A 19,359-nucleotide genomic window follows, 5' to 3' on the forward strand; every position below is an offset into this window, starting at 1 on the left:
CACAGTGGTATCTGTGACGGCCTGGATCCGTAAGCGCAAGACGCTCGCCTCCATCACCGCGCTGGCTGTCGTCGCCGGAGTCCCGCTCACCATCGCCGTCCTGCATCGCGGCTTCCCGGTCAACGACGTGAACCTGGACACCCGCGACGTCTGGGTGACGAACGGCGAGAAGCTGCTCGGGGGCCGTCTCAACCATCAGATCAACGAGCTCGATGCCGCGGTCACGGGATCGAGCTCCGACATCGACGTGCTGCAGGACGGCGGCGCCTACTTCCTCACGGACGCGCCGCACGGCACCGTCGACCGCATCGACCCGGCGTTCGTCTCGCTGACGGATCGCATCCAGGTGCCTCAGAAGTCGGAGATCGCGTACGGCGGCGACACGCTCTCCATCCTGTCGCCCGCCGGCCAGCTCTGGGTGCTCGACGCCTCGGGACGGCTCGACTTCGACAAGACCACGACCAAGCCGACGGCACGGCTCGCGGCCGGTTCCCACGTCGTCGTGACGCGGTCGGGGATCACCTTCGCGGCGGCGCCCGGCGGCCGCAAATTGATCTCGGTCGCGCATCCGGGGTCGTCGGCGACCTCCTCGACGCTCACCGTGCCCGCCCGCTTCCAGCTGAGTGCAGTCGGTGACGATCCGGTTCTGCTGGACGTGCAGAAGAACGCCGTGCTCACGCGCGACGGGTCGAGCATCCGGTTGCCGGCGACCGGCCTGCGCATCCAGCAGCCGGGACCGGCCGACCCCGCCGCCCTGATCGCGACGGCCACCGGTCTGCTGACCGTGCCGTTGCACGGCGGATCGATCGTCGCCCGCTCGGCGGGGGCGACGTCGCCCGGCGGCGAGGCCGCAGCATCCGCACCGGTGCGCCTCGGCTCCTGCTCCTACGGCGCGTGGGCCGGCTCGGGACGCTATCTCTACGCGTGCGACGGCAAGCCTCCCGTGGCGTTGGAGATCGACCAGCCGGTGCGCGGCGACGATCTCGAGTTCCGGGTGAACCACGGGGTCATCGCGCTCAACAATCTGCGGGACGGAGACGCGTGGGTCGTCTCCTCGCACATGCGCCTCGTGCAGAACTGGGCACAGCTGAAGCCGAACGACACGACGGTGGAGGGGAAGACCGGCGAGGAGAAGCCGGTCGTGCAGTCCTTCGCCGACACTCTTGCGCAGCGGAGCAAGGTGAACCGTCCGCCGACGGCGACGAACGACGCATTCGGTGTGCGCCCCGGCCGCGCGACCGTGCTCCCTATGCTGTCGAACGACAGCGATCCGGATGGCGACGTGCTCACGATCACGGGCATCTCCGGGCTGTCGCGCGCCCAAGGGCTCGTGCAGCTCATCGAGGGCGGCAGGGCCGTGCAGTTCACGCCCGAGGACGGCCTGAACGGAACGATCTCGTTCCGTTACACGATCGATGACGGGCGCGGCGGCACGGCGTCCGCCCAGGTCGACGCCACCCTGCGTCAGCCCGAGCAGAACGCGACGCCCGTCGCGACGCGCACCAGCGCCGCCCAGACGGAGGTCGGGCAGTCCGTCGCCTACGACGTGCTGAACGACTGGAGCGATCCCGACGGGGACGACCTCTCGCTGGTAGCCGCAGCGTCGACGACCGGCGACTCCGTGCAGTTCAAACCGGACGGCGAGGTCACCTTCACGAGCAAGACCGGCCAGACCGGCTCGAAGGAGGTCAAGGTCACGATCTCCGACGGCGCGAAGAGCAAGACGGGCACCCTGCTCGTGACCGTCAAAGCGGCCGGGAGCCTCGATCCGGTCGCGGTGACCGACTTCGGCTCCGGCTTCGCCGGCGATCCGGTGGTCGTCTCCCCGCTCGACAATGATCAGTCGCCATCGGGGCAACCGCTGTCGCTGGTGGGCGCGAGCCTGGACGGCGGGGGAGCCCGGGTGACGGCGGACGCCGCGAAGGGCACGGTCACGCTCAGCACGAACGCCCCCGGCGAGTACTACGTGACCTACACGCTCGGCGCGGGCCCCAAATCCACGACCGGACTGATCCGCGTCGACGTGGCCGCCAACGGGGCATCGGATGCTCCTCCCGTCGCCGTGACGGACACGGCGTACGTGCGACCCGGCGAGCCGACGTCGGTCAGCGTGCTGGCGAACGACGTGTCTCCGTCCGGTCGCGTGCTGGTCGTCCGCTCGGTGAAGCTCTCGAAGGGCACCGCCGACCTCAACGTCGAGGTGCTCGACAACGCCGTGGTGAAGATCACCGCTCCGACGGTGCTGACCGATCAGGTCCAGCTGTCCTACATCGTGTCCGACGGCATCCACCAGGCGGCTGCCGGCATCACCGTCGTTCCGGTGCCGCCCCTGGTGAACCATCAGCCGCCGGTCGCCGTCGACGACACCGTCACGGTCCGCGCCGGAGACATCGCGACCGTTCCGGTGATGGACAACGACTACTCGCCCGATAACGAGCCGTTCTCCCTCGACCCGGCGCTGCGCAACGCCAGCACGGCCGGAAAGGGCGCAACTGCTTTCGTGAGCGGCAAGACCGTGCGCTATCAGGCTCCGACCACGGCGGGACAGTACAGCGTCGTGTACGGGATCACCGACAAGTTCGGGCAGAAGGCGCAGGCGACACTCTCGTTCGTGGTGCGCAGCGTGAAGAGGGCGAATCATGCGCCGCAGCCGCTGCCGCTGACCATCCGGGCGTTCGCCGGCTCATCCGTGCCCGTGAACGTCCCGTTGGACGGCATCGACCCCGACGGCGACTCGGTCACGCTCTCCGGGCTCGCGTCGCAGCCGACGCTCGGACGCATCTCGGCCAGCACGGGCAGCTCGTTCACATACGAGGCCTACCCGACCTCGGCGGGAACGGACACCTTCACCTACACGGTGAAGGACACGTTCGGGAAGACCGCGACCGGAACCGTGTCGATCGGTGTCATCCGGCGGCCGGCCACGGTGCAGCCGCCGATCGCCGTGAACGATCCGGTGCAGGTCAAGCCGGGGCGCACCATCTCGGTCCCCGTGCTGGCCAACGACTCGGATCCGAACGGCTACACCATCGCGGTGCAGAAGAAGCTCCTGCAGGTGGATGCCGGGCTCACCGCTTCGGTGCACGGCACCGTCGTGCTGATCGCGGCGCCGAAGACCGAGGGGGCGTACGTCGTGCGCTACCAGATCAGCAACGGTCAGGGAGGCGTCGCGAGCGCGTTCATCCAGGTGACGGTGACCCCGCGCGCCAAGGAGCAGCATCCGTCGGCGGTCGACCATCTGGTCGAGCCGGACAAGGTGGCGGCCACCACCAGCGTGAAGGTCGACGCACTGGCCGGCGCGACGAACCCCTCCGGGCTCATCAGCGAGCTGACGGTCGCCATGACCGGAGCCAACGCCTCGGCGGCAGAGGTGGGCCAGGGCGGAGTGGTCACGGTGCACCCCGGAAACCGCCGCCTCGCCATCCCGTACAGCGTCACCGACCCCGTCACCGGTCTGCAGGGCGGCGCGTTCATCATCGTCCCGCCCCGCGGCGACGCGACGGCGCCGCCGCGCATCAAGCCCGCCCTTCCGCAGCAGATCGTGCAGATGGGCGGCACCAAGAGCTGGAAGCTCGCCGACATCGTCGACGTGCCCTCCGGCCGGCCGGTGAAGATCACCGGACCGGACGGCGTCAACGCGACGAACAGCAGCGGCTCGCCGTCGTACGTGGACGCTCAGACCCTCACCTTCCGGGCGCCGGCTGACTACCGCGGACCCGCCGCCATCACCTTCACGGTCGCCGACGGACGCGACGCCGGGCAGACGGCCGACCGTGTCACGACGCTGGTGCTGCCGATCACGGTCGGCAATCCGGACCAGTCCGACGTCGCACCGACGTTCACTCCGCCGACCGAGAAGATCGAGCCGGGGGAGGCTCCCCTGAGCATCGATCTGCGCGCATCGAGCTTCCATCCCAACCCCGCGATCCTCAGCCGGCTCACCTACGCGAACCTGCGCTCGTCGAACCAGAAGATCCAGGCGACGCTCAGCGGATCGACCCTGACGATGTCCGCGCCGCTCGGGGTGCAGGCGGGGGAGCATGCGACGCTCACCGTGACGATCAGCTCGGGGACGCACACGATCACCGGCACGGTCGCTGTGCAGGTCACCAGCTCGAACCGGCCGATCGCGACGCAGAAGAATCCGCCGCAGACGCAGGAGCTGCAGCGCGGCAACACCGTGACGCTGAACGGGGCGCAGAGCGACGCCGCGTGGGTGAACCCGTTCCCCGGGCATCCGCTGACCATCGTGGACGCCAAGGCCGACAGCGCCCCGTCGGGCGTGACCGTCACCTTCACCGGGTCGTCCATCTCGGTGAGTGCGGCCTCGGGCGCGGCGGTCGGTGCCGTCAACGTGGTCTATCACGTCGAAGACGCCACGAAGGATCCGAAGCGGACCGCCGGCGCGATCGGGCAGTACCGGGTGACGATCCACGACGTGCCGTCCCGGCCGGCCGCCCCCGCGAACGCGAAGGCGTCGGACGGGCAGGCCACGGTCGACATCACCGCTCCCGCTGACAACGGCAAGCCCATCGACCAGTACGAGGTGCAGGGCGGTCCGAATGCCGTGACGACCGCCTCCGTCGGCACGGTGACGATCCCCGGACTCACCAACGGCACGGCGTACCGGTTCACCGTGCGGGCGCACAACGCCGACGGCTGGAGCGAGTTGTCCGCTGCCAGCGCGTCGGTCACTCCCTACGGCACGCCGCAGAGCGTCGGCAACGCGTCGATCAGCGGTGACCAGTACGCCACAGCGACGCTGCATCTCAGCTGGAGCGCGCTCGCCGACCCGTCCGGCACCGGAGGCGGCACGGTCACCTACGAGTGGAGTCTGAACAACGGCGGCTGGAACCGCACCACGGCGACCAGCGTGGACGTCGGAGGCAAGGACGTCGGGTCGTACAGCTTCCGTGTGCGAGCGCAGAACGACCACAGCGGCGCACGCAGTGGAACGACGAAGTCGAACACGATCCGTGTCGAGGAGAAGCCCAAACCTCAGCCGTCGATCGACCTCGCCAAGGGCGATCTCGAGCCGGGGTACGCCCACAGCTACACCTACGACGTGACGCTCAACAATTTCGCCGCCAACAGGCAGTACACGATGGTGATGCACTGCCACGGCAGCACCCTCTCGAGCAAGGCGATCACCACGAACGGTAGCGGTTACGCGCACTTCCGCGGAGCCCCGAACCACCTCGACGCCTGGTGCGGGTTCCCGGACGCCTACGTGACGGCGGGCGGCGTTCAGAGCTCCGTGCAGGACTGGTCCAAGTAGAAAGCGAGTGAACAACACGTGACGGTCACCCAAGAACAGGCGGACTGGTTCTCCGGCGCCTTCGCGCAGCTGGTCGCCAACGTCGACAAAGCGATCCTCGGCAAGGAGCACAGCATCCGGCTGGTCATCACGGCGATGCTGTCCGGCGGCCACGTGCTGCTCGAGGACGTGCCGGGCACCGGCAAGACGGTGCTGGCCAAGGCGCTCGCCAACACGATCGAGGGCACCCAGTCCCGCATCCAGTTCACGCCGGACCTCCTGCCGTCCGACGTCACCGGTGTGACGATCTACGACCAGAGCAACGGGCGCTTCGAGTTCCATCCGGGGCCGATCTTCGCCTCGGTCGTGCTGGCCGACGAGATCAACCGGGCGAGTCCCAAGACGCAGTCCGCGCTGCTCGAGGTGATGGAGGAGGGGGTCGTCACGGTCGACGGCGTGGGGCATCCGGTCGGGACGCCGTTCGTGGTCATCGCCACGCAGAACCCCGTCGAGCAGGCCGGCACCTACTCGCTCCCCGAGGCCCAGCTCGACCGGTTCCTCATCAAGACGTCGCTCGGCTACCCCGACCACGACACGACCGTGAGCCTGCTGCTCGACGCATCGAACCGGTCGCGTGCCGCCGCCATCCGGCCGATCATCGCCTCGGACTCCGTGACGACGCTCGCGCAGCTGGCGTCGGAGGTGCACACCGACGCGTCGGTCATGGGCTATCTGAGCGAGATCGTCAGCGCGACCCGCGCCGACAAGGACGCCGCGCTCGGCGTGAGCATCCGTGGCGCTCTCGCACTCGCCAGAGCCGTCAAGACCTGGGCGATCGCGTCCGGGCGCACCTACGCCACTCCCGACGACATCCGTGAGCTGGCCGTGCCCGTGCTCGCGCACCGGGTGATCGTCGATCCCGAGGCTGAGTTCGCCGGCGTCACGGCGGAGGCGATCGTCGAGCGCGCCGTCGCGTCCGTCACCCCGCCCGCCTACCGCGCCGCCTGAACACCCGACCCGTCCCCGTCATGACCACACAGACTCCCGCGTCCGGCCGCCGCCGCGCGCCCGCGCCGTCGTCGCCGGGCGTGCCGTCGTCGCCGGGCGTGCCGTCGGCCCCGCACGTGCCGTCGCAGACCGGCATCGCGATCGGGCAACTGGCCGCGAGCACCCGCTCGCTGTCGTCGTCCGCCGCTGCGCGGGTGGCGCCGGCCTGGCGCGGGGCCGCCGGACGGCTCGCGCCCGTGTTCGGCGTCGTGACGCCGCTCGGCTGGATCGTGCTCGGCGGGGCGGCCGTGTCGCTGGTGGTCGCCGTGGTGCTCGGCTGGGCGGAGTTCGCGTTCATCGGCGCCACCTTGGCCGCCGCCTTCGCGATCGCGCTGTGCTTTGTGATCGGACGCTCGACCTACGAGGTCGGGATCGAGCTCAATCCGCGGCGCGTGGTCGCCGGCGACCGCGCGCTCGGCCGCATGGCGGTGCGGAACACCGGCACGCGGCCCGTGCTCCCGACGCGCATGGAGCTGCCGGTCGGCGCCGGCGTCGCGGAGTTCATGGTGCCGCGACTGGCGCCGGGTGCCGAGACGGAGGAGCTGTTCGCCGTGCCGACGGCACGACGGGCCCTCATCCTCGCCGGACCCGCCCTCTCGGTGCGCGGCGACCAGGTCGGTCTGCTGCGCCGGACCACGCAGTGGACCGGGCAGGTCGAACTGTTCGTGCATCCGAAGACGACGCGGCTGGTCGCGACTGCCCGCGGTCTGGTGCGCGACCTCGAGGGCCAGACGACGAAGACCATCACCGACAGCGACCTCGCGTTCCATGCGCTGCGCACCTACGAGCCCGGCGACGACATCCGCAACGTGCACTGGCGCACCTCGGCGCGCACCGGCCAGCTGATGGTGCGCCAGTACCAGGAGACCCGCCGTTCCCAGCTGCTGCTGGCGCTGGACGCCGAGCGGTCGCACTTCGCATCGGACGAGGAGTTCGAGCTCGGTGTGTCGGTGATGGCGTCCGTCGGCTGCCACGTGATCCGGGAAGAGACCGAGATCGACGCCATCTGGCAGAAGCAGGGCCTGCGGGTCGAGACGCCGACCGCGCTGCTCGACGACTCCTGCCGCATCCAGCCGGTCGACGGCATGCACGATTCGCTGCGCGACTATGTGCGGCGGGCGACGCTGCGCCTCGCGGCCCCCAGCCTGGTCGTGCTCGTCGTCGGTTCCGAAGTGCCGCCGGCGGAGCTGCGTGCCGCGGGCACCCTGTACGGGAACGACACCGAGGTGATCGCGATCCGCGTGGACGCGGCGGGGGAGCCGCGGCTCACCAAGCTCGGCTCGATGATGATGGCGACGGTCTCGACGCTGTCCGACCTGCCCGGGCTGCTGAAGCGGGCCAGCCGATGACCGCGACGACGACCAGGAGCGCACCGAAGGCGCCCGCCACCTCGCAGACCGTCGACCGCCTCGGTGCGACGGCCTGGACCGACGTCGCGGTGCTGACCGTGCTCAGCGTGCTCGCCGTCCTCGGATTCGAGCCCGCATTCGGGCACTACGCGTTCCTGCTCGCCTCCCTCGGCGGCATCGCCGTCGGCACCGTTGCCGCCGTGGTGTGCCGCCTGTTCCGGCTTCCCGTGCCGATCAGCATCGCGATCGCGCTGGCGGCCTACTTCGTGTTCGGAACACCGCTGGCGATGCCGGGTCAGGCGACCATGGTCGTCCTGCCGTCCCTCGACAGCCTCTCCGGGCTCGTCCTCGGTGCGGTGTTCGGCTGGGCGGACGCGGTCACGCTGCAGGCACCACTCGAGGCGCCGCCCTACGTCGCCGTCGTGCCGTACTTCGCGACCTGGCTCGTCGCGCTGGTCTCGGTCACGCTGGCGTTGCGCTGGCTGCCCCGTGCGCGCTCCCGCGGCACCGCGCGGGCGGCGGCGGTGCTGATCGCGCCGGCGGTGCTCTTCGTCGCCGGCATCCTGCTCGGCACCCGCGACCCGTTCTTCGCGGGAGTGCGCGGCGTGCTCTTCGCCGGCATCGCCATCGTCTGGCTGGGGTGGCGGCGCGGGCGCACGCGCGAGCACTCGGTCGACGTCGCCGTCGATCCCGGACTCCGGCGGCGCAAGCTCGTCGGCACCGGCATCGTGGTGATCGGAGCCGTCGCGGTCGGCGCGCTGGCCGGGTCGGTACTCGCTCCGCCCGCCTCCTCGCGGTTCGTGCTGCGGCAGGAGGTCACTCCGCCGTTCGACCCGCTCGACTACCCGAGCCCTCTCGCCGGCTTCCGGCAGTACACCAAGGACCTCGAGAAGACGGAGCTGTTCACCGTCGACGGGCTGCAGTCGGGGCAGCTGATCCGGCTCGCCAGCATGGACAGCTACGACGGGGTGGTGTGGAGCGTCACCGATCCGAGCGACAGCACCGACGCCTCCGGATCGTTCGAACTGCTCGGCAGCACCATCCCGCGTCCGCCGCTGTTCACGCCGGGCGGCACGTCGGAGGCGACCATCGCCATCCGCCAGTACTCGGATGTCTGGCTGCCCACCCTCGGCTACATGACGCAGCTCGGGTTCGACGCGCACCGCGGCACCGACCCCTCCGAGACCGTACGCGTGAACACCGCGACCGGCACGACGGCGATCACCAGCGGTGTCGGCGTCGGCCTGCGCTACACGGTCGACGCGACCGCGCAGAGACTGCCGAGCGACAAGACGCTGGCGAAGGTCGCGCCCGCCCGGCTCACCCTCCCTCCGGTCACGAACGTGCCCGACATCGTCTCCTCGAAGGCCGAGGAGTACGCCGGATCGTCGAGCACGGCCATCCAGAAGCTCCGCAACATCGAGCGCTCGCTCAAGACGTTCGGCTACCTGAGCCACGGGCGGGCATCCGACCCGGTGCCGTCGCGGGCGGGGGAGGGCGCCGACCGGATGACCGACCTGTTCGCGAAGTCGCCGATGGTCGGCGATCAGGAGCAGTACGCGAGCGCGTTCGCCCTGATGGCCCGCCACCTCGGCTATCCAACGCGGGTCGTGATGGGCTTCGCCCCCAAGGTCGCCACCGGATCGACGACGACCGTCACCGGCAACGACGTCACCGCCTGGGACGAGGTCGCCTTCGACGGCGTCGGATGGGTTCCGTTCTTCCCGACCCCCACCAAGACGGATGCTCCCCGCAACCAGACGACGCGGCCGAAGCTCGAACCGCAGCCGCAGGTGCGACAGCCCCCGGCCGCCAATCCGAAGCCGCAGGATCTGCTGACCCCGGTCAAGACCAAGGACAACGAGCGCAAGCCGCCGCACACCTCCTTCTCGCTGCCCGGCTGGGTGTGGGTGGTGGGAGGCGTCATCGTCATCCCGCTCGTGCTCTATTTCGTTCCACTTCTCGTGATCGCCGCGCTGAAGCGACGTCGTCGGCGCCGGCGGGAACGGGTCGGGGCGGCCGACCGCCGTGCCGCCGGTGCCTGGGATGAACTGGCCGACGGCTACGCGGAGCTCGGGCTCACCGTCCCCGCGAATGCCACCCGCCGGCAGGCCGCCTCGGCCTTCGAGCGTCAGGCGGCGGCACAGAACCTCCGGGTGCCCGACGCCGGCCTGGTGCCGCTCGCCGAGCGCATCGACGGTGCAGTCTTCGACGGCAGCGCGGTGTCGGACGAGCGCGTCGGCGACGCGTGGTCGCGCTCGGATGACGCGGTGCGCGAGGCCCGGCGCTCGGCCGGCTGGCTGCGGCGCCGCCTCGCGTCGTTCCGCTACCGCCGCGCGCGGAGGCGTCCGCGGCCGTAGTCCGCGGCGATCCGAAAGCGGTTCCGGCCGCGGGTGCGCGTCCTATAGTGGCCTGGTGGACTCGTCCGGTTTCATCGTTCCCCCGCCGCACCTGATCCCGCCGCGCGAAGACACCGGAACCGAGACCGCGCGCGTCCCCGGCCGGGCCCGCGAGCTTCCCGTGTTCCTCCCGCCGGCCGCGACGCCGACCTCGACACCGGGCGCGGCTCCGGCGGCCGCGGCCCCCGCTGCGCGGAACTGGCGCCTGGTGCTGCCGGGCGGACACGTCGTCCCGTTGACGGGCGCTGCGCTCGTCGGACGCAACCCGGTCGCGTTCGGACCCTGGCCGGAAGCGGAGCTCGTCGCGGTCGACGACGCGGCCGCGTCGGTGTCCAAGACGCACGCGGCGTTCGAGGCCGGCTCCGACGCCGTGCGGGTCACGGATGTGCATTCCACCAACGGCGTCGTCGCCGTCTCGCCAACGGGAGAGGAGACGTCACTGCAGCCCGGAGTCGCCGCGCCGGTGGCGGAGGGCGCCGTGGTGCGGCTCGGGCGCTTCGCGGTGCGGGTCGAGCGTGCCTGACGGGAACTCCCCGGCTCGGGTGATAGCCTGACATCGTGTTTCACGGTGTGCTCCTCCTTAGCTGCCGCGACGAGTCCTAGTTTCCAGGCCTCCCTCGTCGCGGAGTCCGTCGTTGGCTGACCACCGAAGCAAGCAAGGAGTTCACGAGCCTTATGAGTACCGTTTCCGAGCATCCCGTCGCCCCCGCTGAGGGAGAAGCCCTGACGCTCGCCGAGAAGCTGTGGCGCGACCACCTGGTGGTCAAAGGGGAGGACGGCTCGCCCGATCTGATCTACATCGATCTGCACCTGGTGCACGAGGTCACCAGCCCGCAGGCGTTCGACGGCCTCCGGATGGCGGGGCGCCCCGTGCGGCGGCCCGATCTCACCATCGCCACCGAAGACCACAACACGCCGACCATCGGCATCGACCGGCCGATCGCCGATCTGACCAGCCGCACCCAGATCGAGACGCTGCGCAAGAACGCCGAGGAGTTCGGCATCCGCCTGCACTCGCTCGGCGACGTCGAGCAGGGCATCGTGCACGTCGTCGGTCCGCAGCTGGGACTCACCATGCCCGGCATCACTGTCGTCTGCGGCGACTCGCACACCTCGACCCACGGCGCGTTCGGCGCGATGGCGTTCGGCATCGGCACGAGCGAGGTCGAGCACGTCATGGCCACGCAGACGCTGCCGCTCAAGGCGTTCAAGACCATGGCGATCACCGTCGAGGGCGACCTGCGTCCCGGCGTGACGGCCAAAGACATCATCCTGGCGGTCATCGCCAAGATCGGCACCGGCGGCGGGCAGGGCTACGTGCTCGAGTACCGCGGCAGCGCCATCCGGGCCCTCTCGATGGAGGGCCGCATGACGATCTGCAACATGTCGATCGAGGCGGGTGCGAGGGCCGGCATGGTCGCCCCCGACGAGACCACCTTCGCGTACCTCAAGGGCCGTCCGCACGCGCCTGCCGGTCAGGACTGGGACGACGCGGTCGCCTACTGGAAGACACTCGTCACCGACGACGACGCCGTGTTCGACGCCGAGGTGTACCTCGACGCGGCCGAGATCGAGCCGTTCGTCACCTGGGGGACCAACCCGGGTCAGGGTGTCTCGCTGAGCCAGAGCGTGCCGAACCCGGCCGACATCGCCGACGCCAACCAGCGCGCCGCCGCTGAGCGCGCGCTGGAGTACATGGACCTCGAAGCCGGAACGCCGATGAAGTCCATCCCGGTCGACGCGGTCTTCATGGGCTCGTGCACCAACAGCCGGATCGAAGACCTCCGGGCCTTCGCCTCGATCATCAAGGGTCAGAAGAAGGCCGACGGCGTGCGGGTGATGGTGGTGCCCGGCAGTGCCCGCGTGCGCATCGAGGCCGAAGCCGAGGGGATCGACAAGATCGTCGAGGAGTTCGGCGCCGAATGGCGTTTCGCCGGCTGCTCCATGTGCCTCGGGATGAATCCGGACCAGCTGGCTCCGGGGGAGCGTTGCGCCTCGACCTCCAACCGCAACTTCGAAGGCCGTCAGGGCAAGGGAGGGCGCACCCACCTGGTGTCGCCCCTCGTCGCCGCGGCGACCGCGATCCGCGGAACACTCTCGAGCCCGTGGGACCTCGAGCACGACGAAGGCGGCGACACGCCTGGCCGCGACGGCTCGGATGCGCGCTTCGGAGAGAAGGTGGGTGCCTGATGGAGAAGATCACCACCGTCACCGGCGTGGCCGTACCGTTCCGCCGCTCCAATGTGGACACCGACCAGATCATCCCGGCGGTGTTCCTCAAGCGCGTGACCAAGACGGGCTTCGACGACGCCCTGTTCCACGCCTGGCGCCAGGACCCGGACTTCATCCTCAACCAGCCGCAGTACCAGGGGGCGCGTGTGCTCATCGCCGGCGCCGACTTCGGTACCGGCTCCTCGCGCGAGCACGCCGTCTGGGCGCTGCGCGACTACGGGTTCGCCGCGGTGCTCAGCCCGCGGTTCGCCGACATCTTCCGTGGAAACGCGGGCAAGCAGGGACTCCTCGCCGGACAGATCAGCGAGGAGGACGCCGAGCGCCTCTGGGCCGCCATCGAGGCGGACCCGGGAATAGAGGCGACGGTGGATCTGGTTGCCAAGACTGCAAGCGTCGGTGGGGTCACGGTGTCTTTCGAAATCGACGATTACACTAGATGGCGTTTGCTCGAAGGGTTGGACGACATTGGTCTGACCCTGCGCGACGAGGCGCACATCACAGAATTCGAAGCCCGTCGCGAAAGCTGGCGGCCTAAGACGTTACCGGTGAAACTTTGAACTCACTTCTTCAGGACGCTCAAGCAGCAGGAGCCCGCGTCGGCCTCAAGGGCGACCGCATCACGATCAACGGCGGAATCCCGCTGCGTGGCCGCATCGAGCTCAAGGGCGCGAAGAACCTCGTCACCAAGGCCATGGTGGCGGCTCTCCTCGGCGAGGGGCCCAGTGTTCTGCGCGATGTCCCCGACATCAGCGACGTGCGCGTCGTGCGCGGACTCCTCGAGATCCACGGCGTCAAGGTCACCGACGGCACGGAAGAGGGCGAGCTCCTGCTCGACCCCAGCAACGTCGAGAGCGCCCACATGGCCGACATCGACGCACACGCCGGCTCCAGCCGCATCCCGATCCTGTTCTGCGGGCCGCTGCTGCACCGTCTCGGCGAGGCGTTCATCCCCGACCTCGGGGGCTGCCGCATCGGCGACCGCCCGATCGACTACCACCTCGAGGTGCTGCGCAAGTTCGGTGCCATCGTCGACAAGCTGCCGACCGGCATCCGGATGACGGCCCCGAACGGCCTGCACGGCGCCAAGCTCGAGCTCCCGTACCCGAGCGTCGGGGCCACCGAGCAGGTGCTCCTCACGGCCGTCCGCGCCGAGGGCATCACCGAGCTGAAGGGCGCGGCGATCGAGCCCGAGATCATGGATCTCATCAACATCCTGCAGAAGATGGGTGCGATCATCACGGTCGACACCGACCGCGTCATCCGCATCGAGGGCGTCGACAAGCTGGTCGGCTTCAGCCACACCGCACTGTTCGACCGCAACGAGGCCGCCAGCTGGGCTGCGGCCGCGCTCGCGACCGGCGGCGACATCTACGTCGGCGGAGCACGCCAGCCCGAGATGCTCACGTTCCTCAACGTCTTCCGCAAGGTCGGCGGCGCCTTCGAGATCCACGACGACGGCATCCGGTTCTTCCACCCCGGTGGCGAGCTCAAGCCGGTCGTGATCGAGACGGATGTGCACCCCGGCTTCATGACGGACTGGCAGCAGCCGCTCGTCGTGGCTCTGACCAAGGCCAAGGGCGTCTCGATCGTGCACGAGACCGTGTACGAGCAGCGCTTCGGCTTCGTCGACGCCCTCGTCGAGATGGGCGCGACGATCCAGATCCACAAGGACTGCCTGGGTGGGCACGCCTGCCGCTTCGGTCAGCGCAACTTCAACCACTCGGCTGTCATCTCCGGTCCGTCGGAGCTGCACGGCGCCGACATCGTCGTCCCCGACCTGCGCGGCGGCTTCAGCCACCTGATCGCTGCGCTCAGCGCGGACGGCCGCTCGACCGTCAGCAACGTGGGGATCATCAGCCGCGGATACGAGAACTTCATCACCAAGCTGGAGCTGCTGGGAGCCGACTTCGTTCTCGAAGGATAATGGGGTGGTGAGCCAACCCTCCTCAGAGCCGACGTCCGCCTCCAGGCTTCCCCGCAAAGAGACGAGCACGCCCTCGATCTTCTGGGTGCTGGCCGGGATGGTGATCCCGATCTTCAGCATCATCGCTCGCTTCCGCATCGTCGACGGCCACAAGCTGCCGCGGCGCGGCGCCTATGTGGTCGCCCCGAACCACTACAGCGAGATCGACCCGATCGCGATCGGGATCGTGAGCTGGAAGCTCGGGCGCATGCCGCGCTTCCTGGCGAAGGGCAGCCTCTTCCGGGTGCCCGTCGTCGGGTGGTTCCTGCGCAAGTCGGGGCAGGTGCCGGTCGAGCGCGCCGGCTCGACCCGCGGTTCCGCGCCGCTCTCCGTCGCGCAGCAGATCGTGGACGACGGGCGCATCGTGATCATCTATCCGGAGGGTTCGCTGACCCGCGATCCGGACATGTGGCCGATGCGCGGCAAGACGGGCGCCGCCCGCATGGCGCTGGAGCACGACATCCCGGTCATCCCGATCGCCCATTGGGGCACGCAGCAGGTGATGGCCCGCTACGCGAAGAAGATCAGCTTCTTCCCGCGCAAGACGATCGACGTCAAGGTGGGGGATCCCGTCGACCTCTCGGCCTTCCGCGGCCGCAACCTCGACGCCGCGACCCTCAACGAGGCGACCGCCGTCATCATGGACGCCATCACGTCGCTGCTCGAAGACCTGCGCGGCGAGAAGGCACCGGCCGTCCGCTGGAACCCCGCCGATCACGACCAGAAGGAGACGGGCCGTTTTGAAGGGTAGCTCTTCGCGCGCCGCCGTCGTCGCCCCTCGCCGGATCGCCGTGCTCGGCGCCGGGAGCTGGGGCACGACGTTCGCCAAGATCCTCGCCGACGGCGGCTCCGACGTGGTGCTGTGGGCACGCCGTCCCGAGCTCGCCCGCGAGATCAACGAGGTCAAGCGCAACAGCGACTACCTCGAGGGCATCAACCTGCCGCGCAACCTGCGGGCGACCTCGAAGCTGGGCGAGGCGATGCAGGGCGCCGAGCAGGTGTTCGTGTCGATCCCGAGCCAGACGCTGCGCTCGAACCTCGAAGCGATCGCGCCGTTCCTGGGGCCGTCGACGGTGGTCGTGAGCCTGATGAAGGGCGTCGAGAAGGGCACCGGGCTGCGGATGAGCGAGGTGATCGCGCAAGGGCTGCCCATCGAGCCGGAGCGCATCGCCGTGGCCTCCGGGCCCAACCTCGCTCTTGAGATCGCGCGCGAGCAGCCCACCGCTGCCGTCGTGTCGTCGGCGAGCCTGGAGACCGCGCAGGCCGTCGCGATGGCGGCGACCAACCGCTACTTCCGCTCGTTCGTGAACACCGACGTGATCGGCACCGAGTTCGGCGGCGTGCTGAAGAACCTGATCGCGGTCGCGATCGGCATCGTCGACGGCGTGGGCTACGGCGAGAACACCAAGGCGTCGATCATCACTCGCGGCCTGGTCGAGATGACCGACTTCGCTGTGGCGTACGGCGCTGAGGCCGTGACGCTGTCCGGCCTCGCCGGGCTGGGCGACCTCATCGCCACGTGCGAGTCCTCGCTGAGCCGCAACAACACCGCCGGGCGCCTGCTCGGCCAGGGCTACAGCTTCAACGACGTGGTCAAGCAGATGAACCAGACGGCGGAGGGCCTCGCCTCGGTGGCGCCCATCCTGACCCTCGCCGAGGCCCGTGGCGTTGACATGCCCATCGTGCGGCAGGTGAGCCAAGTGCTTGCCGGTACGCTCGATCCGAAAGACATTGCGCCGCATCTCACCACGGATTCGGACGAACCCCAGGGTGAAAGGACTACGGATGACGGACAGACTCGCGGTCGCTCTTCTGTTTGGGGGTCGCTCAAGCGAGCATTCGATCAGCTGCGCGACGGCGGCGGGAGTGCTCGCCGCGATTGACCGCGAGAAGTACGACGTCATCCCGGTCGGCATCACCGCCGACGGAGTGTTCACCCTCCAGCCCGACGACGCCGCACTGTTCGCGTTGAACGCCGACGATCTGCCGACGGTGCACGACAACGGCACCCGCATCCACTGGCCGGAGAGCGCCACGACGCGCGAGCTGACGGTGACGGAGCACGGCGAGACGCGCTCGCTCGGCGACGTCGACATCGTGTTCCCGATCCTGCACGGTCCATGGGGAGAGGACGGGACCATCCAGGGGATGCTCGAGCTCGTCGACCTGCCGTACGTCGGCAGCGGCGTGCTGGCGAGCTCACTCGGGATGGACAAGCACTTCACCAAGACCGTGCTGCAGCAGGCGGGCATCCCGGTCGCGCCGTGGCGCACCGTCACCGCCTACGAGTGGCGGACCGATCCGGCTGCCGTGCGTTCGGCGGCCTCCGCAGAGCTCAGGCTGCCGGCGTTCGTGAAGCCGGCGCGTGCCGGCTCCAGCGTCGGCGTCAGCAAGATCACCGACTGGGCCGAGCTCGACGCAGCGGTCGAGACCGCGCTGGCCGAAGACGACCGCGTGCTCATCGAGACCGGCGTCGTCGGTCGCGAGGTCGAGATCGCCGTGCTCGGCGGACGGCCGGGCGAGGCGACCAGGGCATCGGTCGCGGGCGAGATCGTCATCTCGGGCCGGGACTTCTACGACTTCGCCGCCAAATACCTCGACGCACCGGGCATCGACCTGGTCTGCCCGGCCGACCTGTCGCCGGAGGAGCTCGCCACCATGCAGCGGCTCGCCGTGACGGCGTTCGACGCGATCGGCGGCGAGGGGCTTGCGCGGGTCGACTTCTTCCTCACAGCCGACGGTTTCGTCATCAATGAGATCAACACGATGCCGGGCTTCACCCCGATCTCGATGTTCCCGCGCTGCTGGCAGGAGTCGGGCCTCAGCTACCCCGCCCTCATCGATGAGCTGATCACCGTCGCCCTGGCCCGCGCCTGACGCTCTCGTTCTTCGAGGGGCGGCAAACGCATCCAAAAACTTCGTTTGAGGTGCGTTTGCCGCCCCTCAACGGGAGCTACTTCGTGGGCGCCGGGGTCGGCGTCGCGCCTGTGTCGAGGGTCGAGAGGCACTTGCGGGTCTGGGGGATGGTGGCGATCGCGCTCGCGAACTCGGGCAGTACCGCCGCATCCGACGCACCGGACACGTGGTCGATGACCACCTGGGTCGCCGGGGTGCGGCCGAACGTCTGGTAGACGAGGGTCTTCGCCGTCGGGTCCTTGTCGAGGTCGGTCATCAGCACCCAGTCGATGCCGTTGACGGTGATGCACGGCTTCGTGGTGGCGCCGATCGGAGGCACGCCGCAGCGCAGCAGCACGGCCGCCGGATCGCCCCACGCGCCGGTCGCCTGCGCGTTCGTCTCCCGCTCCGCCTTGTCGGCGACGGTGTCGGGGAGCCGCACGGAGATCTCGGCGCAACCGGGGTCGTTCGAGTCGGCAGCCGCGTCCAGCGAGACGGTCGGCGCGCATCCGGTGAGCGTCAGGAGGGTTGCGGTCAGCACGGGTACGGCGAGGAGCGTCGCGAGGGCGGCGTGGCGTCTGGGCATCGCTTTCAGGCTACCGTTTGATGCATGACGATGTCTGGGAGCGACGCCTCCGCGACCACCCTCGGCGAGGCCTCGGAGCGCGAGACGCTCAAGCGCATCTTCCCGCGTCTCCCCGAGTCCCGCTCGACCATCGTCGGCCCCGGTGACGATGCCGCCGTGCTCGCGGCTCCGGATGGCCGGTACGTCGTGACCACCGACATGATGGTGCACGGTCCCGACTTCCGCTGGGCGTGGTCCGCACCGTACGACCTGGGCTGGAAGGCGGCGGCCACGAACCTCTCGGATGTGGCCGCGATGGGCGCCGTGCCGACCGCCCTGGTGGTCGCGATCGCCGCGCCCGCCTCCACCCCTGTCAGCGACCTCGAGGAGCTGGCGGACGGGCTGCGCGATGGCTGTGCCGCGCTCGCCCCCGGCTGCGGCGTCGTGGGTGGTGATCTCTCCGTGTCGGACACGTTCACCATCGCTGTCACGGCGTTCGGCGACCTGGAGGGCCGCGCACCCGTGCTGCGCAGCGGTGCCCGGGTCGGCGATGTCGTCGCCGTGTCCGGGATGCTCGGCGCGGCGGCGACCGGACTCCGGCTGCTCTTCTCAGAAGCCGTCGACGCCGCCGGGGAACCGGATCGCGCGCGCTTCGAGCGGGTGCTCGCCGCACATCCGGAGACCGTGACCGCGCAACTGCGGCCGCGGCCGCCGATCGCCGACGGCCCGCTCGCGGCGCAGGCGGGCGCGACGGCGATGCTGGACCTCTCCGACGGTCTGGCCCTGGATGCGCGCCGGGTCGCCGAGGCGAGCGGCGTCGGCATCGATCTCGACCCCGGCCTGCTCGGCGACGACGTCGAGATCGCACTCACCGGGGGAGAGGATCACGGCCTGTTCGCGGCGTTCCCCGCGGGAGCCGGACTGCCGGGCGGCTTCCGTGCCATCGGCGTCGTCGTGCCGGGGGCCGGGGTGCTCGTCGGAGGGCGGCCGTTCGACGAGCGCGGGGGATGGGACCCCTACATCGGCTGGGACGGCCACGGCGGCTGAACGCGCCCGGCCCGGGTCTGCTACTGCTCGGGCTCCAGCCACCAGAGCGTCGTGTCGCCGTACGCCGTGCTGCGATCGAGATCGAGGCGCGGCGGAAGCGACGGCGCTCCCGAGCGCGTGCTGCGCTCGACGCAGACGATGGCGTGCGGCGACAGGCGCGGCACGAGCGCGGTCAGCACCGCGAGCAGTTCGTCGTCATCCACCTCGTACGGAGGATCGATGAACACCAGGTCGTAGGTGGACCCGGAGCCGGTGAGGAAGGTCTGCACCGCGGTCGCCCGCACCTCGATCGACGGCGCACCCGAACGCGGTGCCGCCTTCATGACCGCCGACGCATTCGACCGGCAGACCGCCGCGGCCTGCGCGTTGCGCTCGACCAGCATCACGCGCGACGCTCCCCGGCTGGCCGCCTCGAGACCGAGGGCCCCCGAGCCGGCGTACAGGTCGAGCACGCGCTCGCCCTGCAGGGCGTCCCTGGCCTCGAGCGCGGAGAAGATCGCCTCCCGCACCCGATCGCTCGTCGGCCTCGTACCGCTCTTCGGAACCTGCAGGCTGAGCGATCCGGCGAACCCGGCGACGATACGAGTCATGGTCATCCGAGCCTA

Annotated in this window: 14 protein-coding genes; 12 read left to right on the forward strand and 2 right to left on the reverse strand. The window is 69.9% G+C overall.

The window, feature by feature from the left end; all coding sequences use genetic code 11:
- Nucleotides 1-13: 13 nt before the first annotated feature.
- The 11 genes from PKE84_RS16515 to PKE84_RS16565 all read left to right on the forward strand — a co-directional run bounded on the left by PKE84_RS16515 (nt 14) and on the right by PKE84_RS16565 (nt 17,124).
- Nucleotides 14-5,278, forward strand: coding sequence for an Ig-like domain-containing protein (locus PKE84_RS16515; protein ID WP_271178348.1), 5,265 nt, complete (start codon nt 14-16; stop codon nt 5,276-5,278).
- Nucleotides 5,279-5,296: 18 nt separating this feature from the next.
- Nucleotides 5,297-6,265, forward strand: coding sequence for an AAA family ATPase (locus tag PKE84_RS16520; RefSeq protein WP_271178349.1), 969 nt, complete (start codon nt 5,297-5,299; stop codon nt 6,263-6,265).
- Nucleotides 6,266-6,285: 20 nt separating this feature from the next.
- Nucleotides 6,286-7,653: a DUF58 domain-containing protein gene (locus PKE84_RS16525; protein ID WP_271178350.1), complete on the forward strand. Its 1,368-nt coding sequence runs from the start codon at nt 6,286-6,288 to the stop codon at nt 7,651-7,653.
- The gene (locus tag PKE84_RS16530; RefSeq protein ID WP_271178351.1) at nt 7,650-10,013 is read left to right on the forward strand and encodes a transglutaminase TgpA family protein; all 2,364 of its coding nucleotides are present in this window, start codon (nt 7,650-7,652) and stop codon (nt 10,011-10,013) included. Before PKE84_RS16525 ends, PKE84_RS16530 begins: the two co-directional genes overlap by 4 nt.
- Before the next feature lie 55 nt (nt 10,014-10,068).
- Complete coding sequence (locus PKE84_RS16535) at nt 10,069-10,575, forward strand: FHA domain-containing protein (protein ID WP_271178352.1); 507 nt, start codon at nt 10,069-10,071, stop codon at nt 10,573-10,575.
- 152 nt (nt 10,576-10,727) lie between these two features.
- Nucleotides 10,728-12,242 carry a 3-isopropylmalate dehydratase large subunit gene (gene leuC, locus PKE84_RS16540; protein ID WP_271178353.1) on the forward strand — a complete coding sequence of 505 codons (1,515 nt, stop codon included), beginning with the start codon at nt 10,728-10,730 and terminating at the stop codon, nt 12,240-12,242.
- Complete coding sequence (leuD, locus tag PKE84_RS16545) at nt 12,242-12,841, forward strand: 3-isopropylmalate dehydratase small subunit (protein WP_271178354.1); 600 nt, start codon at nt 12,242-12,244, stop codon at nt 12,839-12,841. Before leuC ends, leuD begins: the two co-directional genes overlap by 1 nt.
- The gene (murA, locus tag PKE84_RS16550; RefSeq protein WP_271178355.1) at nt 12,838-14,208 is read left to right on the forward strand and encodes a UDP-N-acetylglucosamine 1-carboxyvinyltransferase; all 1,371 of its coding nucleotides are present in this window, start codon (nt 12,838-12,840) and stop codon (nt 14,206-14,208) included. Before leuD ends, murA begins: the two co-directional genes overlap by 4 nt.
- Before the next feature lie 7 nt (nt 14,209-14,215).
- Entirely contained in the window at nt 14,216-14,998 is a 783-nt protein-coding gene (locus tag PKE84_RS16555; RefSeq protein WP_271178927.1) for a lysophospholipid acyltransferase family protein, read from the forward strand.
- On the forward strand, nt 14,988-16,130 hold the full coding sequence (locus PKE84_RS16560) for an NAD(P)H-dependent glycerol-3-phosphate dehydrogenase (RefSeq protein ID WP_271178356.1): 1,143 nt from the start codon (nt 14,988-14,990) through the stop codon (nt 16,128-16,130). Before PKE84_RS16555 ends, PKE84_RS16560 begins: the two co-directional genes overlap by 11 nt.
- A complete protein-coding gene (locus tag PKE84_RS16565) occupies nt 16,033-17,124 on the forward strand; it encodes a D-alanine--D-alanine ligase family protein (protein ID WP_271178357.1) in 1,092 nt (363 codons plus the stop codon). The genes PKE84_RS16560 and PKE84_RS16565 overlap by 98 nt, the downstream gene beginning before the upstream one ends.
- Before the next feature lie 76 nt (nt 17,125-17,200).
- Here PKE84_RS16565 and PKE84_RS16570 read toward each other — a convergent pair whose 3' ends face one another.
- The gene (locus PKE84_RS16570; RefSeq protein WP_271178358.1) at nt 17,201-17,728 is read right to left on the reverse strand and encodes a DUF3515 family protein; all 528 of its coding nucleotides are present in this window, start codon (nt 17,726-17,728) and stop codon (nt 17,201-17,203) included.
- 24 nt (nt 17,729-17,752) lie between these two features.
- On the opposite strand from PKE84_RS16570, the gene thiL reads away from it, so the two are divergent.
- The gene (thiL, locus tag PKE84_RS16575) at nt 17,753-18,754 is read left to right on the forward strand and encodes a thiamine-phosphate kinase (RefSeq protein ID WP_271178359.1); all 1,002 of its coding nucleotides are present in this window, start codon (nt 17,753-17,755) and stop codon (nt 18,752-18,754) included.
- Nucleotides 18,755-18,774: 20 nt separating this feature from the next.
- Here the strand turns inward: thiL and rsmD are convergent, their stop codons facing one another.
- Nucleotides 18,775-19,344: a 16S rRNA (guanine(966)-N(2))-methyltransferase RsmD gene (rsmD, locus tag PKE84_RS16580; protein ID WP_271178360.1), complete on the reverse strand. Its 570-nt coding sequence runs from the start codon at nt 19,342-19,344 to the stop codon at nt 18,775-18,777.
- Nucleotides 19,345-19,359 lie beyond the last annotated feature (15 nt).

The sequence above is a fragment of the Leifsonia poae genome, from assembly GCF_027921845.1.
In the GTDB taxonomy this organism is placed as follows: Bacteria; Actinomycetota; Actinomycetes; order Actinomycetales; family Microbacteriaceae; genus Leifsonia; species Leifsonia poae.